Genomic DNA, 25,734 nt, shown 5'->3' with positions numbered 1-25,734 from the left:
GGAAAGCAGGGCCGGAGCAGTGCGGTATTGTTGCGCAGGGTTGCGGTCTGACAGTATGCGCACCTGACAGGTGCGTAAAACATGTATCCTGCGTGCTGCTCATGTCTGCCTCTACGCCGATTCGCGCACAACCACACGGGTGGGCAATGACACGGTTGCTGTGCTTTGTGCCGCGGTGCCGCGTATCTGTTCCAGCAGCAGGCCGGCGGCGCGTCTGCCCATTTCAAAGGCTGGCTGGTATACTGTTGTCAGGCGCGGGGTGATCAGTTCGCCCACGGGGTTGCCGCTGAATCCGGTGACCGCTATATCCTGCGGTATGCGCAAACCCCGCTGCCGCGCGGCGCTGTACACTCCCAGTGCCACAGGGTCGGTGACGGCCATGATGGCGTCAGGCGGCTGCGCAAGGTCAAAAAGCTGCATGGCGCCGCGTCTGCCGTCTTCTTCGTCAAAGCCGCCCTGAATATGGTATCCGGAAAACTGCGGCATTCCCGCCGCGGCAAGGGCTTTTGCATACCCTGCGTACCGTCGGCGGCTTATGGCCAGATGCGGGGGGCCTCCTATGTGGGCTATGCGCCGGTAGCCTTTTTGCAGCAGCAGCGCTGTGATGTCACAGGCTCCCTGCTCGTCGTCGGTGGTGACTGTGCTGCCTGCAAATCCTTCGGGCACTCTGTCGAAAACCACCAGAGGCGTGCGGCTGCGCAGCACCGGAGCAAGATGCCGTGCGTCGTGCGTGCGGCACGAGACGGAAAGCAGCAGGCCCGCTATGCGCTGTCCCAGCAGTGCGGCTATGTTGGTTGTTTCGCGGTCGGGTGTTTCATGGCTCTGGCAGACCATGATGGCGTATCCTGCCGTGTAGGCCACCTCTTCGATGCCGCTGATGGTGGCGGCAAAAAAGTCATGGCGGATCTCCGGCACAATGACGCCGATGGTGCTGGAATGTTTCTGCTGCAGACTTTTAGCGAGCAGGTTGGGCTGGTAGTTGTGCAGGCGGGCCAGTTCCTGAACCCTGCTGCGGGTCCGGGCGCTGATGCCGGGGTGTCCGCTGAGCGCACGCGACACCGTCGAGGGTGAAACCCCCAGTTCTCTGGCGATGTCTTTAATGGTGTACTGGCGCATGCGCTGTCCGTTTTGCGGCGGGTGCCGCAGTTGCTGCAAACGTTTGCAGTTTGACCTCATTTACATGGTTTTGTCAAAAGCGGCACGGCTTTTTTTGTCTGCGGAGCTGACTTACGGGAGCAGCCGGTGCAGGCCGCTGCCGCGGATATCCAGCGGGATGACACACCCGGCGCCGAAAAGCTGTTCCATGCACTTTGTGTAGCCGGCCATGAGCCGCTGCGGCACATAGACCTGTATGGTACCGGCAAATCCTCCGCCGTGCACACGCCATGCCCCTTGTCCGTCCAGTTGCAGGCGGGTCGTTTCCAGCGCCACGGGCAGGGGCTGGGCGGACGCACCGGCGGGGTAGCAGTTTTGCAGCAGCCGCCACGAAGAATCGCCGCTGGCATTGACCAGCCGCAGCAATTCCTGCGTGCGGTTGTGGCGCAGCGCCTGTGCCACGGCTTCGGCACGCTGTGTCTCTTCGGCAAAATGAAGCAGCCGCAGCAGAGCCCGGTCTCCGGCCGCATTGCGGATGGCTGCGGCGTGGCGCAGCACCTCTGCGGCGGTGATGCCGTGGGCCTGCTGCTTGCCCAGTACGGCCGCGGCGCGGCGCATCTCTGCGGGTATGGCGGCGTATTCCGCCGTCAGGTCGGCGTGGCTGCCCCCCGTGTTTACAACCGCAAGCTGATAGCCGGCTTCCGCAATATTGACGGGCACGGCTTCAACGTTTTTGCCCTGCGGCATGCCGAAGCGGATGACCGAAGCTCCGCTGCCCGCACAGGCCAGTTGATCCATTTCGCCGCATGGCTTGCCGAAATAACGGGATTCTGCGGTATGGGCCAGTGCCGCCAGCGTTTGCTGAGTGAGGACGTAACCGGAATGCCAGCCTGAAAAAATGCGGCCGCAGAGCACCTCGAATGCTGCGGAGGAGCTGAGTCCCGCACCCACGGGAACCGTACTGTGCACACAGGCATCGAACCCGCAGAGGGGCATCAGGCCGTGTATGCCGGCAGCCATGCCTCTGACGATGGCCGCGGGGGTTTCTTTTTCGTCCGCGCGCGGCTGCAGGTCATCCAGTGTCAGGTCCACCGGACGGGCAAATCCGGCGGAAACCAGATGCACGCGCAGGTCGGCGCGGGCAGAAGCCACGGCCAGACAGTCCAGTGTGACTGCTGCCGCCACCACCACACCCCTGTTGTGGTCGGTATGGTTGCCTGCCAGCTCCGTACGGCCGGGCGCGCTGAAAATACCCACAGGCCGCGGGCCGTAGCGGTGCAGATGTTCATGCAGCAGGTTTTCCAGCCGGATGCGTGCCGCAGCGGCTGTGTGCCCGCTGTCGCTGTCCGGCGCGTACAGGGCGCGCAGCCCCGCGTCCAGTGCCCCCCTATGCAGGGCGTTCAGCATTTCCTGCTGCGTATGCAGCGCGGGTATCATGTTGCAGACCCCTGCCGCAGGTCCGTGTAATGCACGTCGGAAAGGGCGCGCAGCCTGTCCGCCGCGCTCTCTGCAGTCAGGTCGCGCTGCGGGCTGCCCAGCATTTCATAGCCCACCATGAATTTGCGTACCGATGCGGAACGCAGCAGCGGCGGATAGAAGTGAAAATGGTAATGCCACGCCTGCGGAGAAGCGCCCTTGCAGGGCTGCTGGTGTATGCCCATGGAATAGGGGAAAGGCGTGCGGAACAGGTTGTCGTATCTGGTGGTCAGCCGTATGAGCGCATGCGCGAGATCGGTTTTTTCCGCCGGGGTCATGTCTGTGATGTCGGCGGCATGCCTGCGCGGCAGAAGCATGGTTTCAAAGGGCCACACCGCCCAGTAGGGTACCACCGCGCAGAACGAGTCATTGCTGAAGACCACACGCTCTTTGTATTCTTCTTCCAGAGCGGTGTATCTGCAGAGCAGGCAGCCGCCGTGTTGCTGCAGGTGGCGGCGCTGCATGGTGTCTTCCTGCGCGGCGATGTGCGGCACGGAGCTGCTGGCCCATATCTGCCCGTGGGGATGCGGGTTGGAGCAGCCCATCATGGCGCCTCTGTTTTCAAAAATCTGGACATACCCGATATCCTGTCGTGAGCACAGTGCGGCATACTCGTGCTGCCACGCGGTGATGACGGCCTCTGCCTGTGCGGGCTGCATGCGGGCCATGGTCAGGTCGTGGCGGGGAGAGTAACATACGACACGGCAGATGCCTGTCTCGGGTCTGGCGGCAAACAGGTCGTCGTTTTTGCGGGGGGGGCTTTGCGTGGTGCGGCTGCCGGGCGTTTTCAGTGCCTGAAAGTCGTTGTCGAAGACGAATACGCCGCTGTAGTGCGGGTTGCGGGCACCGCCTGTGCGCAGGTTGCCCGGACACAGATAACACTGCGGGTCATAGGCGGGCATGACGGTGGTGTCGGGTGCGTCCTGCTGCCCCTGCCAGGGGCGCATTGCCCTGTGGGGCGACACCAGCACCCATTCGCCTGTCAGCGCGTTGCGCCGTGTGTGCGGAATGTCCTTGTACGGTTGCAGGCCCATGGCATGTCTCCGGAAGACACCGGTCTGAGTGCCGGGTTGTTTTCCGGGTAACCCTAACGGACTTCCGTTGCTGATGCAAACGTTTGCAATTTGCGGATACAAAAAACGTGGGGGGCCTGTGTCTGACAGGCATGCGGGCGCCCGCAGCCGCAGCCGCAGCGCGGGGTAAAAGGGCGGTGGCGGCTAGGGTTGTTCTTCCAGCCAGAGGTCCTTGGGGGTCACGTGCAGAACGCGGCCGTCTTCCAGCGGGTGGGCCAGATGGTCGGGCCTGCCCATAAAGTGCACTTCTCCTGCGGTTTTGCCGTCCACGGAAACCTGTGTGATGATGGATTCCTGATCGGGGCGCAGGTCGTAACGCTGGTCGAGGACCACGGTATGCCCGTACAGGCGCAGCCAGTGCACGATACGCTTGTCGCGGCTGAGCATGAGGTCCGCAAGTTCTTCCCGCTCGTCGAATTCCATGGAGACTGCCGACGTGTAGTACTGCACAAGCCGGTACGGGCAGAGACTCTGTCCTTCTCCGGCCTGTCCGGTGTCAGGCCACGGCGTGCGCAGCTTGAAAAAGATACTCCGCTCCGTGGTGCCGAATATGCCCTTTTTTTTGTAGAGCACCGCCTGAATATCATCATAGGCGTATAATGTGACGTACTTGCTGTGGCTTTGCGCCGGTTCCAGCGTGGCCAGTGCCGAACCGTCGGAGTCGAGCACTGTTGTCAGCGTACCGCCCGATGGGAGCTGTTCCGTGCGCAGGCTGAAAAACGGGGTGACCAGCAGGCGCGTGCTGCCCGAGCAGGTGATTGTCTGAAACACATCGTCACCCGCTGCCGTGGTCACGCGGCGGTCCAGCGCGGAACAGAACCGCGGCGGGGGGCCGGGCTGCATAAGCAGGTGTACCGGAATCAGGCTGTCATTGGCCTTGTAATGGCTGCGGCGTATGGTCATCGTTCCGTCAGGGCTGAATTCTTCGGACAGCACCTTGTACCCTTCGCGGTACAGGGCTCTGGTTTTCAGCGTTCCGTCGGGGCGGTAAACAAACGAGTCGCCGGTGGCGCGGGTCGTGCGGAATTTGCCTTCGCCGACGGCTTCCCTCGTCCTTTCCCAGTGCGGGGTCACCCCGTCAGGATGGAAGGATGTCTGCCGCTGCAGGCCGTGGCCCAGCTCTTCCGTCACGTTGCGGAGCTTGCCGTCAGTATACTCCGTGGTGGATACCAGCGTGCCGTTGCGGCTGTAGCGGTATTCCGTTTCAAACATGTCGGAAAAGCTTGTGGTGCGCCGCAGTTTGAGTGTTCCGTCGGGGTAGTGTTCTTCATGCAGCACACGTGCCGCGGGCCATGACTCGTCCTGCTGTGCGGCAAGCGCCCTGTGTCCGGTCGCGGCGCCTGCGCCGATGCAGAAGGCAAGGCAGGTGCAGAAAATAAAAAGAACGCTGTGTGACCGCATGGCGGAGTACCTCGCTGATGTTGCCGCGGCGGAACTGCCCTCGGCGGACGCAGTGCTAGCTGATTTCACGCGTGGTGCGGAATTCCATTTTGGGATAGCGCTCCACTGCGGATTCAAGCCGCCACGGGTTGGGAGCAAGATAGGCAAGGCAGCCTTCCGCGTCCATGGCCAGTTCGCTGCGGTAGTAGTCGCGGAATTCGGCCATGGTTTTGGGGTCGTCGGTGTGCAGCCAGCGTGCCGTGGTTATGTTGCAGCCTTCATACAGGGCGTTGACGTTGTATTCGTCTTTTAGCCGGGCCACGATGACTTCAAACTGCAGCACACCCACGGCGCCGAGAATATAGTCATTGCCGAGAAGCGGCCGGAAAAGCTGTACGGCGCCTTCTTCGGCCAGCTGCTCCAGACCTTTTTGCAGTTGTTTGGCCTTCATGGGGTCGCGCAGCACCACCCTGCGGAAATGTTCGGGGGCAAAGTTGGGTATGCCGACAAATTTCAGCGGTTCGCGAAGGGAAAAAGTGTCCCCTATCTTGATGGTGCCGTGATTGTGTATGCCTATGATGTCGCCGGGCCATGCCTCTTCCACGCCGGTTCTGTCCTGCGCCATGAATATGGTGGCATTGGCCAGTGCCACTTCTTTGCCGATGCGGTGATGACGCACTTTCATGCCGCGTGTGAACTTGCCGGAGCAGATACGCATGAAGGCGATGCGGTCGCGGTGGTTTTTGTCCATGTTTGCCTGAATCTTAAAAACCACACCGGAAAAATCTTCTTCATAGGGTGAAACCGTGCGGGTTGTGGCCGGACGCGGCTGGGGAGCCGGTGCCAGATCCACAAAGGTGTCCAGCATTTCACGCACACCGAAATTGTTGATGGCCGAACCGAAAAACACCGGGGTCAGTTCACCTTTGAGGTACCGTTCCTTATCAAAGGGGTTTCCGGCTTCTGCCAGCAGCGCCAGCTCGTCACGCAGCGTAACGGCCTGTTCGCCCAGCGCTTCGTCCAGTTCCGGGTTGTCCAGTCCTTCAATGATGCGCCCCGAGGCGATGCGCCCGTCGTTGGCGGGGGTGAACATATGCAGCCGTCCGGTGCGTATGTCCCATGTGCCTTTAAAATCCGCTCCCATGCCGATGGGCCAGGTAAGCGGACTGCACTGGATGTTGAGGCGGCTTTCAATGTCATCCATCACTTCCAGCGGATGCAGGCCGTCACGGTCCAGCTTGTTGATGAAGGTGACAATGGGAGTGCTGCGCATGCGGCACACATCCATCAGCTTCAGGGTCTGCGCTTCCACGCCTTTGGCGGAGTCGATGACCAGCAGCGCGCTGTCCACCGCGGTGAGCACCCGGTAGGTGTCTTCCGAGAAATCCTGGTGACCGGGGGTATCGAGAAGATTTATTTCGTAGCCGTTGTGGTGGAACTTCATCACCGAGGTGGTGACGGATATGCCGCGTTCCTGCTCCATGGCCATCCAGTCTGACGTGGCGTGGCGGGCTGCCTTGCGCGACTTGACGGTGCCGGCCATCTGTATGGCCCCGCCGAAAAGCAGCAGCTTTTCGGTAAGGGTCGTCTTGCCTGCGTCGGGGTGGCTGATGATGCCGAACGTGCGGCGTTTGTCTACTTCTCTCTGATGTTCCCTGTTCACGGTGAAACCTCGGCGGGGTGGTTTTGCGGCGCCCTGCAAGGGACACCCGCGAGGGCGGTGTTATGCTATAGATGCGGTGTGTGGTCAACATAAGGCATGAGCGCTGAAAATAATCCGCAGCGGCAGTATGTTGCGTGTCCTGCCGATTTGCGGCAGTCCGTGCGGGTTCCGGTCGGTTGAAAGCTCTTTCCTCCTGCGGCGTTTGCAGGTATAGTCCATCGATTTGGCGCACTGTTACCGGGCGGCACCCGCCGCCACGCAGCTATATTCCGGCAGGACTCATGACCGCAACAGCATGTTACGGAATAATCCCGGCACGATACGATTCTTCCCGTTTTCCCGGCAAACCGTTGGCAGATATTCAGGGCCGTCCCATGTTCTGGCATGTGTGGCACAGGGCAAGCCTGTGTCCGCAGCTGCAGCAGGTGGTGCTGGCCACGGACGACGGACGGATTGCGGAAGCGGCGCACGCGCTGGACGTGCCGTATGTGATGACCCGTTCCGACCACCCCAGCGGCACCGACCGCGTTTTTGAAGCGGCAACGCTGCTGCAGCTGGACGAGGACGCCGTGGTGGTTAATATTCAGGGTGACGAGCCCGCACTGGAGCCGCGCATGCTTTCCGAGCTGGTGCGGCCTTTTGCTGAAGATGCCGCCGTGCAGGTAACCACTCTGGCGCGGGCCATCAGCCCGCAGCAGGCCGCCTGTCCCGATGTGGTCAAGGTGGTGTGCACGGCGGGGGGGGACGCTCTGTATTTTTCGCGGGCAGCCATACCGTACTGCCGCGACGGGCAGTCCGGTGCGCCCTGCATGGGGCACGTGGGGCTGTATGCTTTCCGGTATCAGGCTCTGCGGCGTTTTACGCAGCTGGAACAGTCCGTGCTTGAGCGTACGGAAAAACTGGAGCAGCTGCGGCTTCTGGAAAACAATATACCCATACGGGTGGTGGAAACGGCATACCGGACGCACGGTGTGGACCGCCCCGGGGATATCGACGTAATTATCAACATGATACGGGAGAACGAAGGATGAGAGCGCTGCTGGCCCTTGAAGACGGCTTCGTACTGGAAGGCCGTTCCTTTACCGGCCCCGGAGAGACGGGTGGTGAGGTGATTTTCAACACCGGCATGACCGGCTATCAGGAAGTGCTGACGGATCCTTCGTATGCGGGGCAGATGGTCTGCATGACCTATCCGCTTATCGGCAACTACGGAGTGACCCGCGAAGACGTGGAATCCGGCAAGGTGCACGTTGAGGCGTTCATTGTTAAGGAATGCTGCAAGGTGCCCTCCAACTGGCGTTCCGTGGCGTCGCTTCCCGATTATCTCAAGCGTAACGGAATTATGGGCATCGAAGGCATAGACACCCGCGCCCTTACCCGTCATCTGCGCATGCACGGAGCCATGCGGGGCATTATCTCCACTGCGGAGACCGACCCCGCGGCGCTGGTGCAGCGGGCAAAAGACCTGCCGTCCATGGAAGGCCAGAATCTGGTTGTGCGCGTGGCACCCGAAAGCCCTTACCGCTGGGACGGCGAGCGCCCTCAGAAAGTGACTCTGCAGGACGGGGTGTACGCATGGCCGGGCAAGGGGCCGCGTGTGGTGGTCTATGACTTCGGCATCAAATGGAATATTCTGCGCCTGCTTGCCGCAGAAGGACTGGACCTGCTTGTGGTGCCGCCTTCTTTTACCGCGCAGGACGTGCAGCGTTGCGGTGCCGAGGCCGTGTTCCTTTCCAACGGTCCCGGAGACCCGGCAACGCTGAAGGCTGAAATAGCCGAAATCGCAAAACTGACCGACATGATGCCCGTGGCCGGCATCTGTCTGGGGCATCAGCTGCTCGGGCATGCGCTGGGCGGTACCACGCGCAAGCTTAAATTCGGGCACCACGGCTGCAACAGCCCGGTGAAGGACCTGACAACGGGGCGCATAGAAGTCTCTTCGCAAAACCACGGGTTCTGTGTAGAGTTGGATGCAGTTCCCGATGTGCGTGTGACCCATGTGAACCTGAATGACAATACGCTTGAGGGTTTCGAGCATACCGTCAAACCGGTCATTTCGGTGCAGCACCACCCCGAAGCCAGCCCGGGACCCAACGACAGCCACTACTTCTTCGGCAGGTTCCGCAAACTGCTGCGCGAACATCTGGGAAAGTAGCCGTGCCGACCGGAGAAAAGAATGTCTGCTGAACTGACCAGAGCGCGGAAACAGCTTACGCAGGTGCGTTCGCTGCTGCGGCAGGGCAAGGTTATGCCCGCTGCGCAGTCGTATCACACTGCTTTGCTGGCTGTTCTTAAAAACCCGCTGATGAAGGCGGAGAAAGAGGAATTCGAGCGTCTGCTGGATGATGCGGCGCATCATCTGAATAATGACGCCGAACTGCGCAGGGTTTTTCCGTTGACCATTTCTTACAAACCCGGTGCGGAACGTGAAGTGCTGGATGTGGTGGCATCGCTGGTCAAGGCGCTGGAAGAGGCCGCCGTGTCCGAAGCGCAGGAACAGCTCAGGCAGTTTGAAGCGTCGAAAGAGGCTGAGATGCGGCGCGGGCAGCAGATGCTGGACGACCGTCAGTTTGAGGATGCGCAGAAACACTTCCGCGGACTGGTTGCCCGGTTTGAAGACGATGCCGAGCTGAAGGGCGAGATTGGCGACCGCTTTCTGAAAGCGGGCCGCTACGAAGAAGCTTTTGAATACCTTGCGCAGGCGCTGGATGAAAGCCCCGAGTCGGTGCATCTGTACAACCGTATCGGCATTGCCCTGCGCAAGCTGGGCAAGTTCGACGTGGCCGAAAAGTATTACTTCAAGGCTGCCAAGTACACGGGGCATGACCCGCATCTGTTTTTTAACCTCGGCCGGCTGTATGTGGACTGGGGCAAGTGGGACAGAGTAGCCAAGGCTGCGGGTATGGCTCTGAAATTAAAACCCGACTTTGTGGAAGCGGAAAAGATGCTCAACTTCGCACTGAAAAAAATCCAGTGACGCCGGTTTGATATATTCCGGTCTGCATGAAAATGATAATAAATGAAACGGCCCCCGTTGCGGGGCCGTTTTTTTTTGATGCGCGAAAAAAATCACAGGAAATACGCATATGGACATCATGCAACATGGCGGGTGTTGACACACTGCCCATAATCAGGTTTTAGGCTTTGATTGGAATAACGCATGCGGCGCTAATGCGGCATGCATAAAGAAATATTTCATGGCGGGGCAATCTGTCTTTCGTGAACACCTCTTTCAGGCACGGTGTGTGCAGAATGCCCTGTGCACCTGCGGCCGCTTGTTTGACTCGGGAACGAGCAGATGTCTCATGGTGGTGCACTGCTGCATTTTGCTGCAGCCTGCTGCGGAAAAGGTGTGCGCCGCTTTGAACCGTTGTGCGACGGGGCAATGTTCTGCCGCCTGCGGCATACCCTGTACGGGTTGGCTGTCAAAGCGCTTCGGGTGCGGGGTCCGTGGTCCATGCCTGATGCGGGGTAGGGGTGTTCAAAGCCGTACGGCATGCAGGCCTGTGCGGGGGGCACGTGTGTGCCGGCGGCCCGGGGGCAGGCGTCCTGTGTAAAAAATCACATCCCAGAAAGAGGTTGACAAAACTTTCAAGTCTGTCGAAATGACTTCTATGTCTTTGTTTTGACATATATTATAGCTTGTGAAATTTTTACCTTGTGTTTTGGGAGAAAAATTTTTAAGGGTCACAATTGGTCATATGCATTGAACATATGCTTTCCGGCGGGCAGCCGGAAGCGCCGGTGGGCAGCCGGTATGCATCTGGCCGGAGTGTTTGCAGTTATGACGGTGCGGCAGGGTTCCGCATGGCAGCGCGCAGTGGCCCGCGCGGGTGCCGGGAATCCTTGTGCATCGCTGCCGGTTTTTTCCGGCATGTTCAGGCAGTTTCCGCGTCGGGCAGGGCAGGATTATTCCGTCCGGCTGCGGAAGATACAAAGCGACGGGTGAACGAATGCTGACGAGAGTCTTCCCTTTCCTCGGATGGTTCAAAGGGTATACCGGCGAAAGCCTGAGAGCGGATCTGATTTCCGGTCTCACGGTGGCGCTGGTCCTAATTCCGCAGTCCATGGCCTATGCGCAGCTTGCGGGATTGCCTCCATATTACGGTCTGTACGCCTCTTTTCTTCCTCCGCTGGTAGCGGCGCTGTTCGGTTCCAGCCGTCAGCTTGCCACCGGCCCGGTGGCTGTGGTCTCACTGATGACCTCGGCCTCGCTTGCTCCTCTCGCCACGCAGGGCAGCGAGGCGTACATAGCATACGCCATCATGCTGGCTCTGATGGTGGGACTTTTTCAGCTGGCGCTGGGTGTACTGCGGCTGGGGCTGGTGGTTAACTTTCTGTCGCACCCCGTGGTCAACGGGTTTACCAACGCGGCGGCCATCATCATTGCCACCTCGCAGCTTTCCAAGCTGTTCGGCGTGTATGTGGACAAAGCCGAGCATCACTACGAAACCATTATCCGCGTCATTGAAAGCGCAATGAATTTCACGCACTGGCCGACCCTTGTCATGGGGGTGCTGGCCTTTGCCATCATGTATCTGCTCAAACGGTACATGCCCAAGGTGCCCAACGTGCTGGTGGCCGTGGCGCTGACCACCACCATATCGTGGGGTATCGGGTTTCAGCACGATGCCAAGGCTCCCGTTACCGCGCTCAAGGCCCCCGCTGCCTCGGAGCTGATCGCCGCCTTTAACCAGAAGGTGAACGCCATTCCCGCACTGGGAGAAAAACGCGCGGAGCTGGGCAGAAAGCTTGAAGAAGCAAAAGGCATGGCCGATGACAATGCCCACCTTGAGCTGGAATACCGCATCAAGGAAGTGGGGCTGGCCATGGACCGCCTGAAAGGCGGCATTCATAACGACAGAGCCGCGCTGCGCGACATGCTGTTTGACGGTGTGGTCATGGCCGACGGCTCCATGCTTTTTTATCAGCAGGGGCAGACTCCCGACGGTATGCAGACCGACGGACGCGTGTGGCGCCTGAAGGTGGGTAACAGACCTCTTGACGTGAACGCACTGCCCATGATGGGCGGCGGTGCGGTGGTGGGCACCGTGCCCAGCGGTCTGCCCACGCTTTCCATTCCGACCCTTGATATCAGCGTCATGCTGCAGCTGCTTCCCTATGCTGCCATTATTTCGCTGCTGGGCTTTATGGAAGCCATTTCCATTGCCAAGGCCATGGCCGCCAAAACAGGTCAGCGTCTTGACCCCAACCAGGAACTTGTGGGGCAGGGGCTTGCCAACATTCTGGGCGCGGTGGGCAAAAGCTATCCCGCATCCGGTTCGTTTTCGCGTTCGGCGGTCAACCTGGCTTCCGGTGCCGTAAGCGGGCTTTCCAGCGTGTTCACATCCATGGCTGTGGTCATTGTGCTGCTGTTTTTCACCCCGCTGCTGTATCATCTCCCGCAGTCGGTGCTGGCAGCGGTCATCATGATGGCGGTTATCGGGCTGATCAACGCGCAGGGCTTCCGCCATGCATGGAAGGCCCAGTGGTACGACGGTGCCATTTCCATTGTATCTTTTCTGTGCACGCTGGCGTTTGCGCCGCATCTGGACAAAGGCATCTTTGTGGGCGTGGTGCTGTCGCTGGGTGTGTTCCTGTATAAATCCATGCGTCCCCGCGTGGCGAACCTGTCGCGCGACGAAAATCTGGATATGCGCGATGCGGAGGCCAGAGGGCTGCGTCAGTGCGAGTATATGGCCGTTGTCCGTTTTGACGGGCCGCTGTTTTTCGCCAACGCCAGCTTTCTGGAAGACCAGATAATGGAACGCATGGAGGCCATGCCCCGCCTGCGCCACATTCTGATAGTGTGCAACGGCATCAACGATATTGACGCATCGGGCGAAGAAGCACTGGGACTGCTTATCGACCGTGTACGCAGCGCCGGCATCGATCTGTCTTTTTCGGGCATGAACGAGGCTGTCACTGCGGTGCTCAAGCGTACCCACGTGTGGGAACGCATCGGAGAAGACCACATATACGCGACCATGGACGCTGCCTTGTGCGAAATCCATGAAAAGGCTCATAAAAACGGAGCCGAGGACAACTGTCCGCTAACAACCTACTGCGCATTGACGTAGGAACAACCGACAACTGCGGTCCCGCGGCAATGGGACCGCGCTGTTACGGAGACAAGCCATGACGCAGCTGGAATTGCTTCTGGAGCGCATCATTGACCGGGTGAACGTCAACCTTCGCCATCAGAAGTTTGACGTGGGCGACTACGTGCGCCGGCAGACGCCGCACCTGCATTACTCGAAGTTCTATGCATTCTACGGCCTTTCGGCCGATGACCCCGTGCATTTCCACTTCAAGAATTCGAGTCTTGCCGGCAGCTACTTTCTGGGCCGTGTCAACGTGCTGCATTCTGCGTTGTACAAGAGCGATATCCGCGGTGACGAACTGAAGCGCAAGGGCCAGCATTTTGTCTGCGACGGCAAGATGATTCCTCTGCATGACGACGAGGTCATCACCATCAAGGACAGCTTTCTGAACAAGACGCTGGTGCATTCCAACTCGCACGATCCGGAATCGCCGGAAGAGTTCACCATCCGCAACACCGTGGCCATGCCTTATGCAAACATCCACGGTTCGCTTACGGAAGGCAGCTTCATCGGTTCCTTTGCCACGGTGGACCTTTCCACCATCCACAACAGCGTGGTGCGCTACTTCTCGTATGTGCAGACAGGCGAACTGGTGGGCAAATGCGTGGAACCCGGACAGATATGGATAAAGAGCGGTGATGAGCTGGAGTTCCACTACAGCTTTGATAAAGCCATTCTTGACAAGTACATATCGCAGGAAGCCGGTTCCTGCCCCACAGGCGTCCTCATGGAGTTTGTGGAAGTGCGGCAGGAGGATTTCGAGGAGGTCTTTGCCTCGGGTCATATGGCCAGCGGCGCCGGTTCGGCTTCCGGTGCGTCCGTCAGCGGATATGCCGTCATAAAAGGCGACACCGTCATCGGCGAAAATGTGCTGGTGTCACAGCGCGCCTATCTGGATAACGCATGGATGGGCAAGGGCAGCAACGCGCAGGAAAACTGCTACATCATCAACAGCCGTCTGGAACGCAACTGCGTCACTGCCCACGGCGGAAAGATCATCAACGCGCATCTGGGCGACATGATCTTCACCGGGTTCAACTCGTTCCTGCAGGGCAGCGAAAGCAGTCCGCTGAAAATCGGTGACGGATGCGTGGTCATGCCGCACACCATCATCGATCTGGAAGAGCCGCTGGAAATTCCGGCCGGTCACCTTGTGTGGGGATATATCCGCAACAAGGCCGATCTGGCTGCCCATTCCATCAGCTTTGAAGAGTTTGCCAAAGTGGACGGTGAAGTGACCATGGGTCGTATGACCTTCCGCGGCAAGGGCGGCCCGTTCCTTGATTCCTTCAAAAAGCGCATCAAACGTATTCTCAGCGAAAACGGTGCATTTTTTGATGGCAGCGAAGGCACAGGACACGCACAGAAGGGTAAGAACTTCACGTTCAACATCATCCAGCCCTATCAGGACGGTGACCCGCGCGGCATGTATCCGACCATTCTCATTCAGCCCAACAACGGCTCCTAGCGGGCTGCGGCCTGTGCGCCGCACCGCCGGAAACCTGAAACATTGACGGCCGCCCCGTAAGGGGCGGCTTTTTTATGTGCGATCTCTGCGGCGGATATGGTGCAAAAAATGAACATGCGGGGCATGTTATGCCACTGTATGGGGGTGACGAACGCAAAGAAGACGTTTAAGACAGGGGTTGCGCGCGCGGACGGGGCCGTGTCCGGTGCCGTATGCCGCCGCGCGGGCCGGTATGTCTGCAATATGTCGGAAAGGGTGTGACCATATGAGGATAATAGAAGCGTCCGCTGTGCACGCTGCGGTACGGCAGATGATTCTGGCCGCCAACAGGGTGTTGGGCGATGATGTGTACGCCGCATTGAAAAGCAGCATGGAGAGTGAGACTTCGGCTTCGGGCAGAGAGGTGCTGCGTCAGCTGCTGGAAAACGCCGACCTTGCCGCATCCGGCGGACTGGCATTGTGTCAGGACACCGGCGCTGCGGTCTTTTTTGTGGAAATGGGCGAAGACGTGCGTCTGGGTGGCGGTTCGCTGCAGCATGTGCTGAACAGCGCCATGGCGCAGGCGTATGAAGAAGGCTGCCTGCGCAAGTCCATGTGCCATCCGCTTACGCGCTGCAACACCGGCGACAACCGTCCCGCCATCGTGCATACGGAACTGGTGGAAGGCGACCGGCTGACCATACGCTATATGGCCAAAGGCGGCGGCAGCGAAAACATGTCGCGCTGCACCATGCTGACCCCCGCGCAGGGCTGGCAGGGTATAAAGGAATTTGTGGTACGCCGCATGGCCGAAGCCGGTCCCAACCCCTGCCCGCCTACCATCGTGGGAGTGGGTATAGGCGGTACGTTCGACCTTGCTCCCGCGCTGGCAAAGCGGGCGCTGTTCCGCAGACTGGACGACGTGCACCCCGATGCGGAAGTGGCCGCCATGGAAACCGAGCTGCTGGATGCGCTCAACGCGCTGGGCATCGGTCCCATGGGCCTTGGCGGACGCACGACATGTCTGGCTGTGAAAATTGCCCTGCATCCCTGCCATATTGCCAGCCTGCCTGTGGCGGTGAATGTGCAGTGCCATTCGGCGCGGCACAGAGAGGTGATTCTCTGATGGCTACCTGGCATCTTACCACACCACTCAGGTCTGAGGATGTGCTGCAACTGCGCGCCGGTGATGTCGTGCTGCTTTCGGGCGATATATATACAGCCCGCGATGCGGCGCACAAACGCATCATGGAACAGCTGGACAGCGGCGGCACCCCGCCTTTTCCGCCGGAAGGAGCGGTCGTGTACTATGTGGGACCGGCACCCGCGCCGCCGGGACGCCCCATCGGGTCGGCTGGGCCCACCACAAGCGGCCGGATGGACAGCTACACTCCCCGCATGCTTGCACTGGGGGTGCGTGCCACCATAGGCAAGGGCAAGCGCAGCGACACGGTGCGCAACGCCATGTGTGAGCATGGCGCTGTGTATCTGGGAGCCACGGGCGGCGCCGGTGCGCTGCTGTCACAGTGTGTTCTGGCCGCCGAGGTTGTGGCCTATGAAGAGCTGGGCCCGGAAGCCGTGCGCAGGCTGACGGTGCGTGATTTTCCGCTGCTGGTGATCAACGATGCCTGCGGCGGCGAGCTGTATGTAACCCCCAAACTTGATCTGTGACCACTCAGGAGGCTGACAATGGCTCTTTTCACAAAAGAAGAAGCACTGAAATATCATGAGGCTCCGCGCCCCGGTAAGCTGGAAGTCGTTCCCGCAAAGCCCTGCAGAAACCAGAAAGATCTTTCAATGGCGTATTCGCCCGGCGTGGCCGAAGCCTGCAAAGCCATCCGCGAAGATCCGGCAAAGGCCGCGCTGTATACCGGCCGTTCCAACCTTGTGGGCGTGGTTTCAGACGGTTCCGCGGTTCTGGGGCTGGGTAACATCGGCCCGCTGGCAGGAAAGCCGGTAATGGAAGGCAAAGGCGTGCTGTTCAAAACCTTTGCCGACATCGACGTGTTTGACATCAATCTGGACGTGCGCAGCGCCGATCAGCTTATCGAGGTGGTGAAAACGCTGGAGCCCACCTTCGGCGGGATCAATCTGGAAGACATCAAGGCTCCGGAATGCTTTTACATCGAAGAGACGCTCAAGCGCGAGATGAATATTCCCGTGTTTCATGATGACCAGCACGGCACCGCCGTGATTTCCGGAGCGGGGCTGCTCAACGCGCTGGATATAACCAACCGCAGGGCCGAAGACATGAAGGTTGTGGTTGTGGGAGCCGGAGCTGCAGGCATTGCCTGTGCCACATTCTATGTTGCACTCGGCGTCGATCCTGCAAATATCTACATGTTCGACTCGCGGGGGCTTATCCATGCCGGACGCAGCGATCTGAACAGCTACAAGAAACGGTTTGCTCAGAAAAAAGATGCCGGAAGTCTTGAAGATGTGATGAAAGGGGCGGACATGTTCCTTGGTCTGTCCACAAAAGACCTTGTTTCCAAAGACATGGTGCGGGCCATGGCAAAGGATCCGGTGCTGTTCGCCATGGCAAATCCCGATCCGGAAATTGCATATCCCGATGCCAAAGAAGCCTGCCCCGGCTGCATCATGGGTACAGGGCGTTCCGATTTTCCCAATCAGGTGAACAATGTTTCCGGTTTTCCGTATATTTTCCGCGGAGCACTGGACGTGGGCGCCACGGAAATCAACGAGGCCATGAAAATCGCCGCTGCCAGATCGCTGGCGGCGCTGGCGCGCGAGCCTGTTCCTGCAGAAATCTGCGCATTGTACGGTGTGGATTCTCTGGAGTTCGGCGTGGACTATGTCATACCGAAGCCGCTGGACCCGCGTGTGCTGGAGTGGGAAACTCCCGCCGTGGCGCAGGCGGCCATGGATTCCGGCGTGGCCACGGTACCTGTGGCTGATATGAAAGCGTATGCCGCTTCGCTGCGGGTCCGCGTGGATGCTGCGGCGCGCCGTGCGGCAGCCGTGGTGGGCAGTTATTCCGGCGTCTGATTTCTGCCGCTGCCTGCATCCTGCGGCGGTCTTGCAGGATGCAGGCAGAAAAATACCGTTGCTTGCGCATCTTCTGCGGCAGCGTAATAATACTCGTTGCAGCGTATCCGGCATACACTGGCGGTCTGCGGATGCAGCCGCAGCCGTTGTCCGCCGGCGGGGCCGTATTCCGCATCTGGCTTGCACCCCGCGGCACAAGGTTGACTTGCATGCCTGTGATGGTGTTTTGTCTATGGTTGTGCGGCTGCACAGTCAGCGCAGCACGCTTTTTCTGCAGGAACGGATGATAAGCTTCATGTCTGTCCGGCATGACCGGAGCAGCAAGCAAACGGATAGCATATGGAAAATACAATTATTTCCAAGGAGCGGCTGATCCCCGGCCAGACCAGCAAGCTGGTCATCGATGCTCCGCATATTGCCGCCAAGGCGCAGCCGGGCAACTTTGTCATTCTGCGCGTGTGCGAACATGGTGAACGTATTCCGCTGACCATCGCGGATGCCGACCCTGAAAAAGGCACCATAACCATCGTGTATCTGGTCATGGGCAAAAGCACGGCCATGCTGGAAGACCTGAACGAGGGCGATGCCATTCTTGACCTGTGCGGTCCTCTGGGACGTGCGACGCATATAGAGCAGGGCGGCACAGTCATCTGTGTGGGCGGCGGCACCGGCATTGCCGCCATGCATCACATTGCCAAGGGGCACCATAAAGCCGGCAACCACGTGGTCGCCATCATCGGCGCCCGCAGCAAAGATCTGCTGCTGTTTGAAAAAGAGCTCAAGGAATTTGCTCCTGAAGTGCTTGTCTCCACCGATGACGGCAGCTACGGACATAAAGGGCTGGTTACCGAACTGCTGCGGCAGCGGCTGGAAGCAGACGACAGTGTAAGCGAAGTGGTGGCCGTGGGCCCTGTGCCCATGATGGAGGCTGTTGCCCGCACCACAGAACCTTTCGGCGTGAAAACCACGGTGAGCCTGAACTCCATAATGGTGGACGGCATAGGCATGTGCGGCGCCTGCCGCGTGACGGTGGACAACGAGACCCGTTTTGCCTGTGTGGACGGACCGGAGTTTGACGGACACAAGGTGGATTTTGCGGAACTGCGGCAGCGGCTGGGCGCATTCCGCCCGCTGGAGCGTGAATCCTACGACCATCACTGCAGGTGCAAGTGTAATGAAAGCAAGTAAAAAGCCCGTACTGCCCCGTGTGCCCATGCCCAACCAGCCGCCCGCGGAACGCGTGCGTAATTTTGACGAAGTGGCGCTGGGGTATACGCCGGAAATGGCGCGGCAGGAGGCCGGGCGCTGTCTGCAGTGCAAAAAGCCCCGCTGCGTCAAGGGCTGCCCTGTGGAAGTGCCCATACCGCAGTTCATCGCCGCGCTGGCGCAGGGCGATGTGGAACATGCCTACCGGATTATCAAAACCACCAACAGCCTGCCTGCCGTGTGCGGGCGGGTGTGCCCTCAGGAATCGCAGTGCGAGGGGGCGTGCATACTGCAGGCAAAAGGGCAGCCGGTGGCCATCGGGCGTCTGGAACGTTTTGTGGCCGACGAATACATGCATCGTGACGCCTGCGGTCTGATAACCGGTAAACCGGAATGCCCTTACATTGACCCGGAAAAAAAGGTCGCCTGTATCGGCAGCGGGCCTGCCAGCCTCACTGCGGCGGGGTATCTGGCCGCGCACGGGTGCAAGGTTACTGTTTTCGAGGCCCTGCACGAACTGGGCGGCGTGCTTGTGTACGGTATTCCCGAATTCCGTCTGCCCAAGGAAAAGATTGTCGCCAAGGAAGTGAACGCCCTGCGTGAACTGCAGGTGGAATTTGTCCGCAACAGAGTGGGCGGCAAAACATTTTCCATAAGTGATCTTTTCGCACAGGGGTACAAGGCGGTCTTTATCGGAGTCGGGGCGGGGCTGCCGCGTTTTCTCGGAGTACCGGGAGAAAATCTCAACGGCGTGTTTTCCGCCAATGAGTATCTTACCCGTGTGAATCTGGGCCGGGCGTATTCTTTTCCGGAATATGACACCCCCATTATCCGCGGCCGCCGCGTGACTGTTTTCGGCGGGGGCAACGTGGCCATGGATGCGGCCCGTACAGCCATGAGGCTGGGCGCCGAATCTGTGCATATCGTCTATCGCCGTACGCAGGCAGAAATGCCTGCACGCCACGAAGAAGTGGAACACGCCATTGAAGAAGGCGTGCAGGTGGCCGAACTGTGCGGTCCTCTGGAATTCCGTGCCGGTGAAAACGGCAGTCTGGCAGCCGTTGTGCTGCAGAAAATGGAGCTGGGGGAACCCGATGAGTCCGGTCGCCGCCGGCCGGTGGCCGTGCAGGGTGCCACCGTGGAACTGCCCACAGACCTTGCCGTCATTGCCGTCGGCACACGGTCCAACCCCGTACTGCTGGAAAATGAACCTGAATTGAAGCTGACGGGCAGGGGTTATGTGTCGGTGGACGAGGAAACCGGCGAAACAAGCATGCCCGGCGTATATGCCGGTGGTGATATAGTGACCGGTGCCGCCACGGTTATTCTGGCCATGGGGGCCGGTCGCAGGGCGGCCAAGCACATTGCCCGTTCACTGGGGTGCGCGGTGGAAGACTAGCGCATCTGTCTGTATCTGCAGCATACTTTCAGCGCCCGCGGCAACGCCGCGGGCGCTTTTGCTGTCTCTGCCGTCCGTTGATCCGGCTGCCGCAGGTGGTGCCGCTGTCCTCGTAAGCTTCCCTGTCTGCGTGCGGTCTGTCCATTCCGGGGCCGGTTGCAGGCTGCCGGACAGGGCTGCACCGGCATGGCCGTGTCCTGCCGCAAATGCCATGCGACTGGCACAGGCGGGCTTTTGCAGGGGGCCGGTCAATGCCGCCCGCAGCGGGTCGGGCGTAGCCTGACGGGGGTGCGGCAATAAAAAAAGCCGCCCTTTCAGGCGGCTTCTCTATTGGCAATGAAGAGCTTACTATTTGATAAGCTTGAATTCTGCGCGGCGGTTTTTGGCCCAGGCAGCTTCGTTGTTGCCGGAAACTGCGGGGCGTTCTTCGCCGTAGCTGACGATTTCAAGCTGGTCGGGACGTACACCCAGCAGCACGAGGTATTCAAACGCGGCGCGTGCGCGGCGTTCGCCCAGTGCAAGGTTGTATTCCTGAGTGCCGCGTTCGTCGCAGTTGCCTTCGATGAGAACGCGCAGCTGGGGGTAGGCCTTCAGAGCTTCAGCCTTGCCCTTCAGCAGTTCTTTGCCTTCGGCCTTCAGGTCGAACTTGTCAAACTCGAAGTAGACCACGTTGCCGGTGACAACGGCTTTGGCCTTTTCGTAGGCGGCAAGGGCTTCTTCACTCATGGCAGAGGAGGAAGAAGAGGAATCTTCGGAAACGACCACGGTTTCGGTGGCAGCCTTTTCGGGGGTTGCCGCGACCTGCTTCTTGGCGCAGCCAAAGCCGGTGGTAAGTGCCAGGGCAAGGATCAGAGCCAAACCCAGACGGTTAACATTGCGCATGCTGTAGCCTCCTGAACAGAAGTAAAAATTCGTTTTTGCGAGAATTGCATACCGGGCGGATAGCGGACACCATTTTCCCTTCTAACCCGATAAAACTAGGACGCAATTCTACGCTGCCTCAATGATTTGTCAAGGGGGGATGGGTGATCCCCTGAACTGACAGACTGTTATAATACGCAACGTACATAAACTGCGGGGGCGTGACAACATTGTCACACCCCCGTTACGCATTGTAATCAGTCAGAAAGTTTGCCCCATGCAGGAAACGAGGCATCGTGAGAGCCTGTATCGACCATTTTGGGGGTGCCTCCGTGGCGTGTTGTCAGATACACTTTATATTTGCCGCTGCGGTTCGAGGCAAAGGCTATAAAGTAGCTGTCCGGTGCAAAGCTGGGCATTTCATCATTGCCCGGCCCGAAGGTTATCTGTTTTTCGCGTCCGGTCACCAGATCGTGCACAAATATGCGGTGCCCGTCGCCGGTGCGGCGCGAATACACTATCAGCGTTCCGTCGGGGCTGATATCCGGCGATGTGTTGTATTTGCCTTCGCGGGATATGCGTCTGACACTGCCGGAGTCCAGATCTTTCAGAAAAATGTTGGGATTACCCAGCCGGCTGGAGACAAATGCCATTTTTTTGCCGGTGGCATCCAGTGATGGCGATACGTCAATGCCCCAGCTCTGCTCAAGCACTTTCTGCTTTTTAAAGATGTGGTTCAGCAGAAAAATGTCGGGGTTGCCGTTGACGGCAAGGCTGACAGCCACTCTGTTGTCCGGCAGAAAAGTCGGCCCGATGACCGTGTTGCCCGGAAACCGGATAAGCTGGGTGCGGTTGTTGATGCGGTCCCACACACCCAGTGCATGACTGCGTTCGCCGATGTGGCTGAAAATGACATAACGCCCGTCGGGCGACCATGAAGGTGACAGGGCAATGCCCTGCACCGCGGTGAGCTGCCGCAGGTCGCGCCCTGTGGGGCGTACTGCCCAGATATCTTTCTGGCCGTTTCTGCTCTGGCTGACAAAAGCCAGCGTGGACAGGAAAAAGTCGCCCCGTCCCGTGAGCATTTTCATGAAGTCGCTGCAGAATTTGTCGGCCACCACGGGCAGCAGTGATTCGGACGTGACGTAGTACGCCTTGCCCAGCAGCATGCTGCCCTGACCTGTTTCATAGACTCGCAGCTCCACTCTGCTGCTCTGCCCCTGCTGTGTCTGCGGCCAGCCGGTGACAATCAGCAGGTCTGTGCCGGCCAGCAGATAACGCCTGAAATCGATACCCGGAGCCTTGTACGCCTGCGGGGTGTTGCCGCCGATAACGGTTTTGCCGTCCACAAAGTCAAGAAACGGCAGAAAACCGAGGTTGTGGCGTATGAGCCTGTGCAGTTCGGGCGCCATGGCGGGCAGCGGGGCGCCGGCATCGGTGACAGGTTCGGACATGGCCACATAGGTCAGATTCTGACCGGGGCCGAAGATGTCTATCTCCACAGGGGCCGCCTGTGCTCTGGCGGTATGCAGCACCAACGCCAGCAGTACCGCGCAGAAAAAGGTAACATTCTGTTTTTTCATTATTCGCGTCTCTTCCGGTTTTATCCGGCAGCATTCTGGTGTTTTCGTGGCCGGTGTTGTCGTGGGTGCCGCGCCCCGCGGCGCTACATCATGTCCTGCAGGTTGAATGTGATGCGCAGGTCCTGCAGTTCCGGCACAGGCGGGGGCGGCAGGTCGTCGGTGGCGTGCACGGCGTTCACGGCGGAACTGTCATAATCGGGGCGGCCCGAAGGTGTTTCGACAGAGACATCAAGCAGCGATCCGTCCGGTGCCAGCCTGATGCGCAGTACGGTTATCAGGTTGACGCGTTCGGCAAGCTGCGGAAAACGCCAGTTCTGCTGCACCCGTTCTTTGACAAGCGCACTGTAGATATCGGCCAGTCCCAGTCCCTGGCCGTCCTGACGGCCGCCCTGTCCGTCGTCGGCAGTGCCGCCGGCCTCGTTGCCGGTGCCTTGTCCGTCGCTGCGCGAAGAAACCTCCGCTCGCAGCGAAGCCAGTTCATCAAGCAGGACTTCACGTTGCCGGGTATCCTGTTTTTTTACCGTGGCGCTGGTTTCTGCCAGCGCCTGTTTTAAAATATCGTCGGCCGAAGGCTGCGCGGGCGCCTTTTTAGGCGGCTGCGGTTTGGGCTTTTCCTGCACCTTTTTTTCCGGTTCGGGTGCGGTTTTTTTCTCCGGTTTCTTTTCCGGCTCCGGCTTCGGCTTTTCTTCAGGCTTTTTGGGTTTTTCAGGTGCCTTGGGCAGGGCGGCGGCATCCTGCGGTGCAGGTGCCGGTTTGGGGGGCGCGGGTTGCGGTTTTTTTACCGGTTCCGGCAGCTTTTGTGTTTTGGGTACGGCTTTGGGCTGCGGAGGAACCGGCTGCGCCACACCGCTGGAAGGTGTTTTGGCAACACTGGACGAAGGTGCCGGTTTGGGGGTGCCGGGTTTGGGCTGGCCGTGTTTTACCGTGGCGGACAGCGAGACAAGGTTCACCTTGTACACGGGAACATCCAGACGCACCTTAAGAGCCGAAGCCGGCCAGTACAGCGCCGCCACTACCACGGCACAGTGCAGCAGCAGCGAAATGAGTGTGCATAGTATGCGCATTGTCAGGTTACGCGCCCGCTATTTCTTTTTTTTGGCGGCGGGGGCGGGCTGTTCTTCCATGCGGTCTGCCACCACACCCAGCTTTTCAATGCCCGCGCCTTTTACAATGCCCATCACCTGAACCACCACGCCATAGGCCACGTCTTTGTCGGCCCGCAGAAAAAGCTGCTTGTTGCGGCTTTTGACCAGCCTGTCCAGATGACCGGGCAGGTCGTCTTGCGTCACCTGATATTCGTCAAGAAACATGCTGCCGTCTTTTCTGATGGTCAGCACCATGTTTTCGCTGTCTGTGGGCAGCACGTCCACGGTGGATGTGGCGGGCAGGTCCACATCCAGCCCCTGCGTAAGCATGGGGGCCGTCACCATGAAAATGATGAGCAGCACCAGCATGACGTCCACAAAAGGCGTGACGTTTATTTCAGAGACAAAGCCCTTGTTGTTGGAAAAAGATACGCCCATGAGGGTCTCCGCTAGGCGGCATCGCCGCGCGAGGGGGCGGCTGCATGCAGTTCGCGCTGAACGCGGTTGAGAAACACACCGGCGAAGTTGACCAGCTGTACCTCTATGCCGTTAAGCATGCCGAGGAACAGGTTGTAGCCCACGGTGGCGGGAATGGCCACGCCAAGGCCGATGGCCGTTGCCACCAGCGCTTCGGATATGCCGGGAGCCACCGCCGCCAGCGAGGCGGTCTTCATCAGGCCGATGGAATGAAACGAGTGCATGATGCCCCATACCGTGCCGAAAAGGCCGATAAAGGGCGCGGCGTTGGCGCAGGTAGCCAGAAAGGCCAGCGAAGAAGACAGTCTGGAAGTCTGCATGCTCACCCCCTGACGCAGGGCGCGGCGCACGTTGTCGGCCACCACGTCTTCGCTGCTTTGCATGTCGCGCAGCCTGTTGTATTCGGCCACGCCTTCCTGCGCCACCTGATACAGCGGCGAAGTATGATCTCCGCTGAGTGACTGCACAGCCTCGCGCAGGTCGCGTGCATGGGTGAATGCGCTCAGTCCCTGAGCCGCCTTGCGTCTGGCAGAGCTCAGCACTATCCATTTCTGCAGCATCAGCGACCAGCTGGCCACCGACATGAGCACCAGAATGCTCAGAACACCTTTAACTACCGGTGTGGCCTGCATAAGCAGGCCGAATATATTCGATTCCATTGGTTTCCACTTTACGGGGTTGATACGTGGGCAAAAAAATATCACGGCCCCGGAGGGCCTGCCTGTACCGGGTCAGGCGCACCATAGCGTAAACAATGCGTTCTGCAAAGACACTCAGCGGGCAGCCGTGACAGGTTGGCCCGGACGCAGCCGTTCGTTACCTTTGATCACCACTTCAGAGCCCTGCACAAGACCTTTGCCGGCCACGGCGGCATCCAGCCCCAGCCATGCGTTGACCACCACATCCACAGGCACGGCGGTGCCGTTCTGCACTGTCCAGACAACCATGCGTCCGGCGGAGCGGATAACGGCATCGCGGGGCACCAGCACGGCGGGACGCGCCTCATCCGTGGGCAGCCCCACGCGGGCCTGCATGCCCTGCGCCAGCCCGTCGGTGCGTTTGAGCCGTACCTTGACGGGGAAGGTTCTTGTGGCCACATCGCCCAGCGGAATGACAGCCGTGACGTGTCCTTCGTATTCCTGCTGGCCCGTGCGCGCAACCACCTTGCGTCCCTCGGTGACAAACGGCAGCACCGCTTCCGGTACGGAAACCCGTACGTCCATGGCATCGGTTCTGGCCAGTCTGGCCACAACGGTTCCCGGCGAAACCCATTCGCCGGGGCTGCTCAGCTTTTCCAGTACAATGCCGTCAAACGGAGCACGTATGACGCATTTTCCTATCTGGATTGCCAGCCGTTCAGCTTCCGCCTTCAGCGATTCAGCTTTACGGCGCAGCCCTGCTTCCTTGAACCTGCCCACATCATACTGCTGTTCCGAGATGGAACGCGATTCGCGCAGGGTTTCCAGTCTCTCCAGTTCCAGCGCGGCGTTTTCCAGATCGGCAAGCACGGTGCGGTGCTGCGCCACGGCCGACTGATAGTCTTTTGACAGCAGCTGGCTGTCGATGACGGCCAGCTGTTCATCGCGCCGCACCTTTCTGCCTTCCTCTATGCTTACAGAGGCAACCCGTCCGCCCACTTCAGATGCCACGGCGGACACTTCGGGAAATTCCACAGTGCCGATGTATTCCGCATGGGGGCTTGCTTCGCCGGAGCGCGCATGGGCCGTGACCACCTGTGCCGGCGGGGGGGCCTGTCTTTTTTCTCCGTCTGCGGCGGCAGCGGCGTTATAGACTTGCAAGAAAACGAGTAAAACCGCTATAAGAGACGGGATACGAATCATGGGTGCAGGCTTGTGCATGGCGACTCCGTGTTGGC

At 59.5% G+C, this 25,734-nt stretch carries 21 protein-coding genes; 10 read left to right on the top strand and 11 right to left on the bottom strand.

Annotated features, from left to right (window positions below; all coding sequences use genetic code 11):
* Window positions 1-111 precede the first annotated feature (111 nt).
* The 5 genes from ACZ5D1_RS15680 to ACZ5D1_RS15660 all read right to left on the bottom strand — a co-directional run bounded on the left by ACZ5D1_RS15680 (window position 112) and on the right by ACZ5D1_RS15660 (window position 6,687).
* The gene (locus tag ACZ5D1_RS15680) at window positions 112-1,116 is read right to left on the bottom strand and encodes a LacI family DNA-binding transcriptional regulator (protein ID WP_464555432.1); all 1,005 of its coding nucleotides are present in this window, start codon (window positions 1,114-1,116) and stop codon (window positions 112-114) included.
* 111 nt (window positions 1,117-1,227) lie between these two features.
* The gene (locus ACZ5D1_RS15675) at window positions 1,228-2,532 is read right to left on the bottom strand and encodes a galactokinase (protein WP_464555431.1); all 1,305 of its coding nucleotides are present in this window, start codon (window positions 2,530-2,532) and stop codon (window positions 1,228-1,230) included.
* Window positions 2,529-3,605: a UDP-glucose--hexose-1-phosphate uridylyltransferase gene (locus ACZ5D1_RS15670; RefSeq protein ID WP_464555429.1), complete on the bottom strand. Its 1,077-nt coding sequence runs from the start codon at window positions 3,603-3,605 to the stop codon at window positions 2,529-2,531. The genes ACZ5D1_RS15675 and ACZ5D1_RS15670 overlap by 4 nt, the downstream gene beginning before the upstream one ends.
* A 183-nt stretch (window positions 3,606-3,788) precedes the next feature.
* Window positions 3,789-5,045, bottom strand: coding sequence for a toxin-antitoxin system YwqK family antitoxin (locus ACZ5D1_RS15665; RefSeq protein WP_464555427.1), 1,257 nt, complete (start codon window positions 5,043-5,045; stop codon window positions 3,789-3,791).
* Window positions 5,046-5,100: 55 nt separating this feature from the next.
* Window positions 5,101-6,687 carry a peptide chain release factor 3 gene (locus ACZ5D1_RS15660; protein ID WP_011369317.1) on the bottom strand — a complete coding sequence of 529 codons (1,587 nt, stop codon included), beginning with the start codon at window positions 6,685-6,687 and terminating at the stop codon, window positions 5,101-5,103.
* Between the two features lie 281 nt (window positions 6,688-6,968).
* Between ACZ5D1_RS15660 and kdsB the strand changes: the two genes are divergently transcribed.
* From kdsB to gltA, 10 genes are all read left to right on the top strand, one after another.
* A complete protein-coding gene (gene kdsB / locus ACZ5D1_RS15655) occupies window positions 6,969-7,718 on the top strand; it encodes a 3-deoxy-manno-octulosonate cytidylyltransferase (RefSeq protein WP_011369316.1) in 750 nt (249 codons plus the stop codon).
* Window positions 7,715-8,842, top strand: coding sequence for a glutamine-hydrolyzing carbamoyl-phosphate synthase small subunit (gene carA, locus ACZ5D1_RS15650; RefSeq protein ID WP_011369315.1), 1,128 nt, complete (start codon window positions 7,715-7,717; stop codon window positions 8,840-8,842). The genes kdsB and carA overlap by 4 nt, the downstream gene beginning before the upstream one ends.
* A 21-nt stretch (window positions 8,843-8,863) precedes the next feature.
* Complete coding sequence (locus ACZ5D1_RS15645; RefSeq protein ID WP_027182612.1) at window positions 8,864-9,664, top strand: tetratricopeptide repeat protein; 801 nt, start codon at window positions 8,864-8,866, stop codon at window positions 9,662-9,664.
* A gap of 976 nt (window positions 9,665-10,640) precedes the next feature.
* Window positions 10,641-12,767, top strand: coding sequence for a SulP family inorganic anion transporter (locus ACZ5D1_RS15640; protein WP_273193056.1), 2,127 nt, complete (start codon window positions 10,641-10,643; stop codon window positions 12,765-12,767).
* Window positions 12,768-12,825: 58 nt separating this feature from the next.
* On the top strand, window positions 12,826-14,259 hold the full coding sequence (locus tag ACZ5D1_RS15635; RefSeq protein WP_027182608.1) for a transferase: 1,434 nt from the start codon (window positions 12,826-12,828) through the stop codon (window positions 14,257-14,259).
* Between the two features lie 265 nt (window positions 14,260-14,524).
* Window positions 14,525-15,364 carry a fumarate hydratase gene (locus ACZ5D1_RS15630; protein ID WP_011369311.1) on the top strand — a complete coding sequence of 280 codons (840 nt, stop codon included), beginning with the start codon at window positions 14,525-14,527 and terminating at the stop codon, window positions 15,362-15,364.
* Entirely contained in the window at window positions 15,364-15,909 is a 546-nt protein-coding gene (locus ACZ5D1_RS15625) for a FumA C-terminus/TtdB family hydratase beta subunit (protein WP_464555422.1), read from the top strand. Before ACZ5D1_RS15630 ends, ACZ5D1_RS15625 begins: the two co-directional genes overlap by 1 nt.
* Window positions 15,910-15,927: 18 nt before the next feature.
* Window positions 15,928-17,247 carry a malic enzyme-like NAD(P)-binding protein gene (locus ACZ5D1_RS15620; RefSeq protein WP_464555421.1) on the top strand — a complete coding sequence of 440 codons (1,320 nt, stop codon included), beginning with the start codon at window positions 15,928-15,930 and terminating at the stop codon, window positions 17,245-17,247.
* Window positions 17,248-17,586: 339 nt separating this feature from the next.
* Window positions 17,587-18,435 (top strand): sulfide/dihydroorotate dehydrogenase-like FAD/NAD-binding protein, encoded by an 849-nt coding sequence (locus ACZ5D1_RS15615; protein ID WP_011369308.1) that lies wholly within the window; start codon window positions 17,587-17,589, stop codon window positions 18,433-18,435.
* Entirely contained in the window at window positions 18,422-19,852 is a 1,431-nt protein-coding gene (gene gltA / locus ACZ5D1_RS15610) for an NADPH-dependent glutamate synthase (protein WP_011369307.1), read from the top strand. The genes ACZ5D1_RS15615 and gltA overlap by 14 nt, the downstream gene beginning before the upstream one ends.
* Window positions 19,853-20,200: 348 nt before the next feature.
* Here gltA and pal read toward each other — a convergent pair whose 3' ends face one another.
* The 6 genes from pal to ACZ5D1_RS15580 all read right to left on the bottom strand — a co-directional run bounded on the left by pal (window position 20,201) and on the right by ACZ5D1_RS15580 (window position 25,717).
* The gene (gene pal / locus ACZ5D1_RS15605; RefSeq protein WP_011369306.1) at window positions 20,201-20,734 is read right to left on the bottom strand and encodes a peptidoglycan-associated lipoprotein Pal; all 534 of its coding nucleotides are present in this window, start codon (window positions 20,732-20,734) and stop codon (window positions 20,201-20,203) included.
* A 236-nt stretch (window positions 20,735-20,970) separates the two neighbouring features.
* Window positions 20,971-22,296, bottom strand: coding sequence for a PD40 domain-containing protein (locus ACZ5D1_RS15600; protein WP_027182604.1), 1,326 nt, complete (start codon window positions 22,294-22,296; stop codon window positions 20,971-20,973).
* Window positions 22,297-22,379: 83 nt separating this feature from the next.
* Complete coding sequence (gene tolA, locus ACZ5D1_RS15595) at window positions 22,380-23,360, bottom strand: cell envelope integrity protein TolA (RefSeq protein WP_464555418.1); 981 nt, start codon at window positions 23,358-23,360, stop codon at window positions 22,380-22,382.
* Window positions 23,361-23,378: 18 nt separating this feature from the next.
* A complete protein-coding gene (gene tolR, locus ACZ5D1_RS15590; protein WP_011369303.1) occupies window positions 23,379-23,819 on the bottom strand; it encodes a protein TolR in 441 nt (146 codons plus the stop codon).
* Window positions 23,820-23,830: 11 nt separating this feature from the next.
* Window positions 23,831-24,517, bottom strand: a complete 687-nt coding sequence (gene tolQ / locus ACZ5D1_RS15585; protein WP_011369302.1) for a protein TolQ — start codon at window positions 24,515-24,517, stop codon at window positions 23,831-23,833.
* A gap of 114 nt (window positions 24,518-24,631) precedes the next feature.
* Window positions 24,632-25,717 (bottom strand): efflux RND transporter periplasmic adaptor subunit, encoded by a 1,086-nt coding sequence (locus ACZ5D1_RS15580; RefSeq protein WP_011369301.1) that lies wholly within the window; start codon window positions 25,715-25,717, stop codon window positions 24,632-24,634.
* Window positions 25,718-25,734 lie beyond the last annotated feature (17 nt).

The sequence above is a fragment of the Oleidesulfovibrio vietnamensis genome (assembly GCF_055388115.1).
The sequence above is the reverse complement of the archived record's forward strand: the minus strand, read 5'-3'. Positions and strand labels throughout refer to the sequence as shown.